Raw genomic sequence first — 10206 nt, forward strand, 5'->3', positions numbered from 1 at the left:
AGGTAGCGGTTGACCTGCAGGAAGTCACCGGACAGGGTCTCGCGCTTGAACAGGTTGGACACCTGCGGCTCAACGCACTCGTAGCAGCCGGCGATCGAGGCGATGGTCGCGGTCGGCGCCACCAGCGCCGGCCAGGTCGAAGGCGTGGTGATCGCGCTGCGCGCCGGCCTGCGCGATGTGCTGGACCTGGACAGTGACAACGCCGGCATCGAGGCGGCCCTGCGGCGTGCGCTGTCACCGCGCCCGGCCGCGGTGGCGCAGCACGCGCACAAGGCGCGCCTGATCGTGCTGCTGGGCGTGCGCGCAGGCGTCGGCACCAGTACCCTGGCCGCACATCTTTCGGTGCTGGCGCAACAGACGCGGGCCCTCGCCCAGGGCGATGCAGTGCAGCAGGACGGCCTGCTGATGGAACTGGCGCAGCCCGCCGGTGACCTTGCGCTGTACCTCAATCTCGACAGCCGCTTCCACTACGAGGATGCGCTGCGCAACGCCAGCCGCATCGACGCCACCCTTGCACGCACCGCGATGGCGCGCCATGACTCCGGGCTGGTGCTGCTGGACCGTGCCGGCGGCAGTGATGCCGTGCCCCCGTCCGACCCTGGCGCGCTGCTGCAGCGCCTGCGTGGGGTGTTCGCCAGCGTGCTGTGTGATGCCGGCGGCTGCCCGCTGCGGCAGCTGCCGCCGCTGTTGCTGGACCAGGCAGACGAGATCTGGCTGGTCACCGACGCGTCGATCGCCACGCTGGTCTCGCTGGACCAGGCACTGAAGCATCTTGCAGGCCAGCGCGAGCGCGAGAAACGCCTGCAACTGGTGATCAACCGCCACGACGACAGCAGCGGCATGAGCCCGGAACAGATCGCACGCCGCTTCGAACTGCCGTTGCTGGCGACATTGCCTGAACGACCGCGTGTGCGCCTTGCCGCCAGCCAGGGCCGCCTGCTGCTGCAGGATGCGCCGCGCGATCCCTACCTGCGTGCCCTCGCCCCGCTCGTGTCACGGCTGGACCCGGCTGCCTGCCCGGTCCAGCCGCATGGCCTGCGGGAAAGACTCTCCCTTGCCCTGGGTGGATCGCAATGGAAGACAAGGTAACCCCGTTCCCGCATGCCGTTGCCCGCCCGCTGCTGCACGAAAGCCCGGGCCACCTGCCGTTCGCACAGACCGAGCAGTACCAGAAGGTGCTGTCGGCCGCGCATGAGCACCTGCTCAACAGCATCGAGGACGAGCGCATCGACATCGATTCCTGGGCCCCGGATACCATCGCCCGCTGGGTGCAGGTCCAGACCGTGGGCTTCATCCAGGAATGGCGCATCCCGATCAACGAAGAAGAGATGCAGGTGGTTGCCGAGGGCCTGGTCAAGGAGCTGACCGGTTTCGGCCCGCTGGACGACCTGCTCCACGACCCCTCCATCGAAGACATCCTGATCAACGGTTTCAAGGACGTGCACGTTTCGCAGGGTGGCCAGCTCCGGCGTGCCACCCAGCGCTTCACCGATGACACCCACCTGCTGCGCATCCTGCGCCGCATCCTCGCGCCGCTTGGCCGCCGGCTGGATGATTCCAATCCGATGGTCGATGCGCGCCTGCCCAACGGCGGCCGCCTCAACGCGATCATCTCGCCACTGGCGGTGGACGGGCCGATGGTGTCCATCCGCAAGTTCCGCAAGGACCCGTTCACCCCCGACGAGCTGCTTGCCAAGGGCACCTTCGACGCACCGATGCAGGCCCTGCTGAAGGCGATGGTGCTGGGCCGCTGCAACATCCTGGTCTCCGGCGGCACCAGTTCCGGCAAGACCTCGCTGCTGAATGCACTGGCCAGCTACGTGCCACCCAGCGAGCGCGTCATCACCGTGGAGGACACCGCCGAGCTTTCGCTGAACCATCCGCACGTGGTGCGCCTGGAAAGCCGCATCGGCGGCGCCGAGGGCCAGGGCGCGGTCAGTATCCGCGACCTGGTGCGCAACAGTCTGCGCATGCGCCCGGACCGCATCGTGGTCGGCGAAGTGCGCGGCGCTGAAGTGCTGGAAATGCTGCAGGCGATGAATACCGGCCATGACGGATCGATGGCCACCATCCACGCCAACACGCCACGCGACTGCCTGTACCGCATCGAGATGCTGGCAGGCTTTGCCGGCTTCCAGGGCAGCGAGGACAGCCTGCGCCGGCAGATTGCCAGCGCCATCGACTTCATCGTGCAGATCTCGCGGCTGGGCAGCGGGCGCCGGGTGCTGGTCTCGATCACCGAGATCACCGGGGTCAGCGACAACCTGATCACCACCCAGGAAATGTTCCGCCACGAGGTGCAGATCGACGCCACCGGCCGCGAGACCGACCGCTGGATCGGCCTGGGCTTCCATCCGCACTCGCACAAGCTGGAGCCGTTCCGCCAGCAACTGCGCGAATCGCTCTACGGGGACTTCTGAGCATGGGCACCGGCCTGCTGCTGGGCTTGTTGAGCATCATCTCGGTGCTGCTGGCGCTGGCCGTCTGGCTATGGGGCACCGCCGCCAGCCGTGAGCAGCGCCAGGCCTCGCTGCAGCATGCCGAGCAACAGCTGGCGCGCGGCAGCGCGGCCGGCGCGGTACCGGCCGGGCCTGCCGTTGCGGCGGCCAACGATTCGACCCGCCCGGCCAGCACCGGAACCCGTGTACTGCCGTGGGACGGTGTCCTGCAGCGCGCCGGCCTTCCGCCGGGCTGGAAGCTGCCACTGATGCTGCTGGTGCCGGGACTGATGCTTGCGGTCGTGGCGGCGATGCGGCTGGGCACGGCCTGGATGTTTCCGCTGACCCTGCTGCTGTACCTGCTGGGCTGCTGGCTGTGGGTGATGCGCCGGATCACGAAGCTGCGCGCGCAGCTGCTGCACCAGATGCCGGACTTTCTCGACAACCTGGTCCGCCTCACCGCGCTGGGCAACAGCCTGCAGGCCGCGTTCCAGGTGTCTTCGATGCAGACCAGCGCGCCACTGCGCGGCCTGCTCGACACCACGGTGCGCTATGCGCGCAGCGGCATGGACCTGGATCGTGCATTGAGCCTGGCCGCGCAGCCGTACCGGATGGACGTACTGAAGGTGCTGGCAGTGGTGATCGGCGTGAGCGTGCGCATCGGTGGCCGCGCCGACCAGATCCTGCAACGCATGGGCGATTTCATGCGCGACCTGGAACAGGCCCAGCAGGAACTGGCGGCCACCACCTCGGAAACACGGATGTCGGCCTGGGTGCTGGGGCTGCTGCCACCCGCCAGTGCGGTGCTGATGGCGATCTCCAGCCCGGCGTTCTTCCAGCCGGTGCTGCACGACCCGCTCGGTCACAGGATCCTGTTGATCGCGCTGGGCCTGGAACTGCTAGGGGCGTTCCTGCTGTACCGCCTGGCCAAATCGCTATGACCGCCCACAGCCGCCCCGGAGGTGCCCGATGAGCGCCAGCGCCTGGTTCGCCCTTTCGCTGCTGGTGCTGGCGGCCGGCGTCGCCCTGCTCGGTATTGCCGGCTGGGTGCGCAGCCATCGCGAGCACCGCACCTCAGCCACACTGAAAACCGCCCTGCAGCCGCGTGAGGAAGGCCGCGACACCGAGGCCACGCGCCGCGACTCGCTGGGCTGGATCGAGCGTTTCGGGCGCTCGCTCAGTGGCGGCCGCCTGGAGGCTGCGCTGCTTGCCAACGAAGACAAGCTGCTGTTGGACCTGGCTGGCTGGAACACGCGCCGTGGCACCGCGATCTATCTCGGCCTGCGCCTGCTGCTTGCCCTGTTGGTGCTGGCGCTGGCGCTGGCGTTCAGCAGCGCGCACGGGCTTGCCAAGGTGATGGTGGTGATCGGTGCGCTGGCGGCCGGGCTGCTGCTGCCGAAGTTCGTGCTGTCGTCGTGGGTCAAGCGCCGCCGCCGTGCGGTCGAGAACGAGCTGCCCCTGCTGATCGACCTGCTGCGCCTGCTGCAGGGCGTGGGCTTCAGCATGGACCAGAGCCTGCAGACGCTGGGCGACAAGCTGCGCGATGCATTGCCGGTACTCGGCGGCGAACTGCAGGAAGCCAATGTGGCCTATACCCATGGCCGCACGCGCGCGCAGTCATTGCGGCGGCTGAGCGAGGTCTACGCCGATGATGACCTGGCCAGCCTGATGCAGTTGATCCTGCAGGTGCATGCGCACGGCGGCGCAGTGCAGGAGCCGTTGCGCCAGTTCAGCCTCCGCCTGCGCGAACAGCGCCGCAACGCGTTGAAGGAAAAGGTCGGCAAGCTCTCGGTGAAGATGACCGTGGTGATGATGCTGACCCTGTTGCCGGCACTGATGCTGGTGCTTGCCGGCCCGGCGCTGGTCGCGCTGGCCACCACCCTGTCCAAGATGGGATCTCCCTGATGCCTGCCCTGCGCACCTCCTGCCTGCTGCTTGCCGTCGCCCTCGCCGCCCTGGCCAGTGGCTGCGCCTCGACCACACCGAAATATGTGCGGGCGCCCAGCCTTGCGCCGCCGGAACCCGATCCGCAGGACAGCCGCAACGCCTATCTGGAGCTGATCGAACGCATGCAGCAGCAGGGCGCCTGGTATGCCTCGCTGGCCCACGTGGAGGCCTTCCGCCAGCGCTATGGTGATCGCCCTGCCCTGCGCCTGCTGCAGGCCGACGCACTGCGCGAGACCGGCCAGGCCGACGCGGCGATCGCGCTGTATCGCGAGCTGTCCAGCGGGCCGCAGGCCGCGGCGGCCGCCCACGGCCTGGGCCTGATCGCTGCACGCCGCGACGACGACGCCGGAAGCGAACAGGCGCTGGCGCGCGCCACGCAGCTGCAGCCCTTGAACACCGACTACCTGGGTGACCTGGGCTATGCACGGCTGCGTGCCGGCCAGTTCGATCAGGCCCGCGAACCGCTGGCCAAGGCCCTGGAACTTTCACCGGGCAACGCCAAGGCAACGGCCAACCTTGCACTCTGGGCGGTACTGCGCGGCGACCAGGCGACGGCGGAGCGGCTATCGGCACAGGCCAGCCTCAACGAGGAAACGCGCCGAAGCATCCAGCAGCAGGCCCAGCAGATCCGGACGCGCCTGCAGCAACGACAGGCCGCTGCTGCCGCCAACGCAGCCACACCTGCACACACGGCGAGCGTCGAGAGTGGCGCTCGTGCATCGGGCGGCGCACGGCTGGCGAGCGAACCCCACCGCGACCCGCGCGACCAACGCGATCCGCAGCGCCTGCCACCCTCGATGCTGGAACGCTTCAGCGCCACCGACCACCCGACCGGAAGCACACCATGACCACGATGCGCCAGATCCGACGCCTGTTGCCCGTGCTGTGCTGCCTGCTTGTTGCCGGTGCCGTGCAGGCGCAGCAACAGCCATTGACCGGACAGATGCTCGGTGGCCCCTCACTGTCGGCACCGGCTACAGCGCCGATGCAGGCCGAGCCGCTTCCCAGCCTGGACATCGCCGCTCCCTCCGCATCCGCCGGGGGGGCCACGGCGCAAGCGACGACCATCGCAAACGACATCGCACCAGCATCGCCCGCAGCACCGCGCGCGCGTCTGCCCAGCGGCGAGGCCACCCGCAACCTGTTCCGCCTGCAGGCCTCCGGGCAGCAGGCCGGCCAGCGCCTGCCGATCCTGGGTGACCAGGCCACGCTGAGCTATGCGCGTTACCTGAAGAGCTTTGAACACGAGATCCCGGACTTCTTTGAGACCGATGTCTCCCGGTCCAAGGACGCCTCCTCCTCCGGACGCTGAGGTCGGCCATGAAACGCCCACGACAGTTCAGTTTCAGCCGCGCACGCGGCGGCATGTCGGTCACGATGATGCTGGTCATGCTGGCGCTGGTGGCCATGCTGGGCCTGATAGAGATCGGCTATCTGTTCTGGGCCAAGCGTGATGCGCAGAAGGTGGCCGACCTTGCCGCACTGGCCGGCGCACAGCGGCTGGAGCTGTGCAGCCCGGACAACAGCGACAACAGCGCTGCCCGGCAGAATGCGGTGGTCCAGAACGGGTTCGCAGGCACCCTGCAGATCCGCTGCGGCAACTGGAGCGCCAGCCGTGGCACCGGCACCCGCTTCGTCACCAGCGTCGATGCCAGCAATCCCCGCAATGCGGTTCAGGTGATCGCCGAGCGCAGCGTGCTGCCCTTCTTCGGTCAGACTTCCAGCCTGCCCACCGTGAGCGTGCAGGCCGTGGCGCGCCGTGCCGAACCCACCGCGGTGTTTGCGGTCGGCTCGCAGCTGCTGCGGACCAATGGCGATTCAGTGCTGCTGTCCACCCTGCGCCTGGTTGGCCTGGACGTCACCAATGCCACGGTGCTGTCCTATGACGGCCTGGCACAGGCCAACGTGACTCCGTCCGGCCTGCTGAAAGCGCTCAACATACCGGTAAGCGCCAACCTCAGCGTGGCCGACTTCAATCGCCTGCTGTCGGTCAACAAGATTTCGCTGGCACAGCTGGTCGATGCTACCGCCACCGTGGTCGGCCGTGACTCCGCAGTGGGGGTGCAGCTGCGCGCCCTGTCCGATCTGGTTGCCACCCAGCTGGACATCAACAAGCTCAACATCGTGCTTGGCAGCCAGTCCGGCGGCGGTGGCCTGTTTGCCGAAGTTGTCTCGCCCGACGGCACGGTCGGCAGCGCACTGGAGTCACAGATCAACGTGCTCAACCTGATCAACACCGCGATCTCCATCGCCAACGATGGCAACGGCGTGGCGGTCAAGGGACTGGACCTGCTGGGCATCAGGATCCAGGCCGGCGTGGTCGAGCCGCCATCGATCGCCATCGGCGGCGTCGGCAGCCGTGCCTACAACGCGCAGGTGCGGCTGATGGCGGACGTGGACAGCAACAACCTGTTCGCGCTGGGGCCGCTGCTGAACCTGCTTGGCACGCGCCTGCACCTGCCGTTGCACGTCGACGTGGCCAACGGTATGGGCACCTTGACCGGCATCCAGTGCGGCGGCAGTCCACCCAAGGCCACGATCCAGGTGGACTCGTCGGTGCTGCGCGCCTGCGTCGGCAATGTCGACCCCGCACAGCGCTTCTCCAAGGCCAATGTCTGCGATGCCACGCTGCAGGACGAACAGCTGCTGAAGCTGCTGGGCCAACCATTGATCAACGACAGGATTACCCTGCCCGCCCTGACCAGCACGCAGACCCTGACCCTGGCCGCCGGCGAGACCGGCTCGACCCGGTTCAATCCGCTCGCAATTGGTGACGCAGTGTCGAGCCTGGTCAACGAACTGCTACGGGTGCTGTCGGGCATGCTCAATTCGCCCAAGCAGGGCATGAACGCCAACGACACCGCCAAGGCGCTGGCCGATCGCTATCTGCAGGCGGCGTTTCCCACGGGTGGGCGCTACGACATCGACAAGCTCATTCCACTGCTGCGCGACGGCGATCCCGGCAAGCAGCTGGCTCCGCTGAACAGCTGGACCGTGCCGGGTGGGCTGCCATATGCGTGCGGGCTGCTCAACCTGACCACCTGCCACAAGGACGGGCCGGTCTGGGATGCGCTGAAGGTTACGGTCACCGGCCAGGGACTGGGCGTGCTCGACGGTCTGCTCGGCTCGCTGGTCGGCGGCCTGCTGATCAACCGCTGCGACAGCCTGCTCGGCAACCTGATCGATTACAACGGCTGCGTGCGCAACAATCTGGCGTCCTACATCCAGACCGCACCGGCCGGCTTTCTCGATGGTGCCGGGGGAACGGGTGTCACCAACCCCGATGGCAGCGTCAGCTGCAGCGGACTGCTGTGCACCCTGCTGAAGCCGATCCTGGCCGCACTGCGGCCGGTGCTCAACAGTATTGGCACCCTGCTGACCAACCTGCTGGCCAGCGTGCTGGGCGTTGAACTGGGCCGGACCGACGTCAATGTGCAGTCGATCCAGTGCAGCGCCGCACAGCTGGTCTACTGACCGGTGACGGGCGCCCTTGGCGGCGCCCACACCCATGCTAGACTCCCGGCGGGGAACCACCTTCATCTCAACCCACACTCATCCGTGGATGGTCTAGACATGCGAGAAACTTCAGGGGGCGCGGTCTTTGCCCGGCACGCGCGCAGCGCGGCAGTGCTGGCCGTGGTCATGATGCTGGTGGCACCGGCAGCGATGGCTGCACGTGGCGACCGCGAGGCGGCAGCCGAACCGGCGCGCAGCGCGCCGGTGGTGCGCAATACCGTGGACGAACTCAAGCAGTTGATGGACTCGCGCCAGCTGACCGAGCTGCGCACCACTTACAACGGCAACTACGGCGCCAGCCTGCTGTTCAATGCCAACACCCTGACCTACTACGTCGCCCTGTTCCAGGAGAAGAACTTCTGGCGGGTGATCAAGACCGATGCGGTGGACAACGCCGAGCGCGTCTACCGCACCTTCGCGCAGCAGTCCGAACAGCTCGCCCAGGTCTACATCGACACCACCCGTCTTGAAGCCGGCAAGCGCTACACCGAGCGCCTGGTGGCCTACAACGAAGAACGCCTGCGCACCCTGCAGCAGGAAATGGAACAGCAGCAGGCGCAGTCGGCACAGGTCAGCGCGGCCCTGCAGCAGGCCCAGCAGCAGGCCGTGAGCCTCAGCACCGACGTGCAGAGCACCAACAGCCAGCTGGACGCCCTGCAGCGCCGCATCCAGATCCTGCAGGCCGAACAGGGCAACCCGGAGTTGAGCCTGCCCAAGCCGGACAGCGCGCCCGCACCGGCGGCCGCCAGCGACGGTCGCTGAGAGCTGCACTCACGGTACTCCACGCGACGGCGCCCTATGGCGCCGTTGTCGTCTTCGGCACTTCAGCGTCCCCGCGTCACTGGCAGGCGCCGTAGACCGCGTCATCCAGCTGCCGGCGCTGCACGAAATCCAGGCGCCGACGCTTGAGCAACGCCTGCTCGCGATCACGCCGGGCACGCTCGCAGGCCGCCGCATCCGTGCTGATCGTGATCAGCGCACCGTGCGCCCGCGCCGCACGCCGTTGCCGCGGTGATGGCTTCGGTGTCGAGGCCGCTGGCGCCACAGCGCCGCGGGACAATGACTGCTCCGCGGGCACGTCCCAGCGCCATGCGGCACGCCCCTGGCAGGGTGTCTGCTGGTAGACCGGGTGCGGTCCATCAACGCACTTGTAGACATGGGTCTGTGCCGGCGCTGCCATGGGCAGCAGCAGGCACAGCATCAGCGACCATCGCATGGCGGGCATCCGTGCGTTCCTGTGGCGGGCTGCGCTCATCCTCGGCATACGGCTCCCGTCCTGCCAGAGCGATACGCGTCACATCCGATGCAATCCAGCACAGCCGTGCAAGTCGGTCGCCTGCGCCTGCGCTGTACTGCCGAAGGCACCGGCATCCTGCCGAAGCCTTCCCTCCCTTCCGCCAAGGAACCTGCAATGAGCAACTTCGTCACCGTCGCCGATGGCGCCCGCATCTTCTACAAGGATTGGGGCACCGGCCAGCCGATCGTGTTCGCCCACGGTTGGCCGCTGTCTTCCGATGCCTGGGATCCGCAGATGCTGTTCATGGGCCAGAACGGCTTCCGCGTGGTCGCCCACGATCGCCGCAGCCACGGACGCTCCAGCCAGACCTGGAACGGCAACAACATGGACACCTATGCCGATGACCTGGCCGCGGTGATCGAAGCGCTGGACCTGAAGGACGCGATCCTGGTCGGCCATTCCACCGGCGGCGGTGAAGTGGCCCATTACATCGGCCGCCACGGCAGCGCGCGCGTGGCCAAGGTGGTGCTGGTCGGCGCCGTACCGCCGCTGATGCTGAAGACCGCTGGCAACCCCGCCGGCACCCCGCTGGAGGTCTTCGACGGCATCCGCAAGGGTACCGGCGGCGACCGTTCGCAGTTCTTCAAGGACCTGACCACCCCGTTCTTCGGCGCCAACCGGGATGGCAACAACGTCACCCAGGGCATGCGCGATGCGTTCTGGCTGCAGGGCATGCTCGGTGGCGTCAAGGGCCAGTACGACTGCGTGCACGAATTCTCGGAAGTGGACTACACCGAGGACCTGAAGAAGATCGACGTGCCGGCGCTGGTCGTGCACGGCGATGACGACCAGATCGTGCCGTTCGATGCCTCGGCCAAGCTGTCCTCGCAGATCATCAAGGATGCCGAACTGAAGGTGTACGCCGGTGCGCCGCATGGCCTGACCATCACCCACGCCGACCAGTTCAACGCCGACCTGCTGGCGTTCGCACGCAAGTGAGGTATCGCGGCGGCGCTACCCAGCGCCGCCGCAAAAAAGGGGACGGAGGGGATTAAGTCGTTTGTGCAC

Annotated in this window: 10 protein-coding genes and 1 pseudogene; 9 read left to right on the plus strand and 2 right to left on the minus strand. The window is 67.6% G+C overall.

What is annotated here, in order from left to right; translation table 11 throughout:
• Positions 1 to 122 (minus strand): annotated as a pseudogene (locus tag ABGA94_RS15420) (hypothetical protein); the annotation flags it as partial.
• Between ABGA94_RS15420 and ABGA94_RS15425 the strand changes: the two are divergent.
• From ABGA94_RS15425 to ABGA94_RS15460, 8 genes are all read left to right on the plus strand, one after another.
• Positions 103 to 1089 carry a CpaE family protein gene (locus ABGA94_RS15425; protein WP_375367718.1) on the plus strand — a complete coding sequence of 329 codons (987 nt, stop codon included), beginning with the start codon at positions 103 to 105 and terminating at the stop codon, positions 1087 to 1089. The pseudogene ABGA94_RS15420 and the gene ABGA94_RS15425 overlap by 20 nt on opposite strands.
• Positions 1074 to 2420, plus strand: a complete 1347-nt coding sequence (locus tag ABGA94_RS15430; RefSeq protein ID WP_053500164.1) for a CpaF family protein — start codon at positions 1074 to 1076, stop codon at positions 2418 to 2420. Before ABGA94_RS15425 ends, ABGA94_RS15430 begins: the two co-directional genes overlap by 16 nt.
• Before the next feature lie 2 nt (positions 2421 to 2422).
• Positions 2423 to 3379 (plus strand): type II secretion system F family protein, encoded by a 957-nt coding sequence (locus ABGA94_RS15435; protein WP_353075490.1) that lies wholly within the window; start codon positions 2423 to 2425, stop codon positions 3377 to 3379.
• Between the two features lie 28 nt (positions 3380 to 3407).
• Complete coding sequence (locus tag ABGA94_RS15440; RefSeq protein ID WP_069138312.1) at positions 3408 to 4343, plus strand: type II secretion system F family protein; 936 nt, start codon at positions 3408 to 3410, stop codon at positions 4341 to 4343.
• Positions 4343 to 5233 carry a Flp pilus assembly protein TadD gene (locus ABGA94_RS15445; RefSeq protein ID WP_095377123.1) on the plus strand — a complete coding sequence of 297 codons (891 nt, stop codon included), beginning with the start codon at positions 4343 to 4345 and terminating at the stop codon, positions 5231 to 5233. The genes ABGA94_RS15440 and ABGA94_RS15445 overlap by 1 nt, the downstream gene beginning before the upstream one ends.
• Positions 5230 to 5697 carry a DUF3613 domain-containing protein gene (locus tag ABGA94_RS15450; protein ID WP_111127980.1) on the plus strand — a complete coding sequence of 156 codons (468 nt, stop codon included), beginning with the start codon at positions 5230 to 5232 and terminating at the stop codon, positions 5695 to 5697. The genes ABGA94_RS15445 and ABGA94_RS15450 overlap by 4 nt, the downstream gene beginning before the upstream one ends.
• A gap of 8 nt (positions 5698 to 5705) precedes the next feature.
• Entirely contained in the window at positions 5706 to 7859 is a 2154-nt protein-coding gene (locus ABGA94_RS15455; protein WP_095377125.1) for a TadG family pilus assembly protein, read from the plus strand.
• A 99-nt stretch (positions 7860 to 7958) separates the two neighbouring features.
• Complete coding sequence (locus ABGA94_RS15460) at positions 7959 to 8663, plus strand: DUF2968 domain-containing protein (RefSeq protein WP_065178482.1); 705 nt, start codon at positions 7959 to 7961, stop codon at positions 8661 to 8663.
• 76 nt (positions 8664 to 8739) lie between these two features.
• On the opposite strand, the gene ABGA94_RS15465 is transcribed toward ABGA94_RS15460, so the two are convergent.
• Positions 8740 to 9126, minus strand: coding sequence for a hypothetical protein (locus ABGA94_RS15465; RefSeq protein WP_095377127.1), 387 nt, complete (start codon positions 9124 to 9126; stop codon positions 8740 to 8742).
• A 186-nt stretch (positions 9127 to 9312) separates the two neighbouring features.
• Between ABGA94_RS15465 and ABGA94_RS15470 the strand changes: the two genes are divergently transcribed.
• Complete coding sequence (locus ABGA94_RS15470) at positions 9313 to 10137, plus strand: alpha/beta fold hydrolase (protein ID WP_065196126.1); 825 nt, start codon at positions 9313 to 9315, stop codon at positions 10135 to 10137.
• Positions 10138 to 10206 lie beyond the last annotated feature (69 nt).

The sequence above is a fragment of the Stenotrophomonas sp. 3diitr2024 genome, from assembly GCF_042136455.1.
Lineage (GTDB): Bacteria > Pseudomonadota > Gammaproteobacteria > Xanthomonadales > Xanthomonadaceae > Stenotrophomonas > Stenotrophomonas sepilia.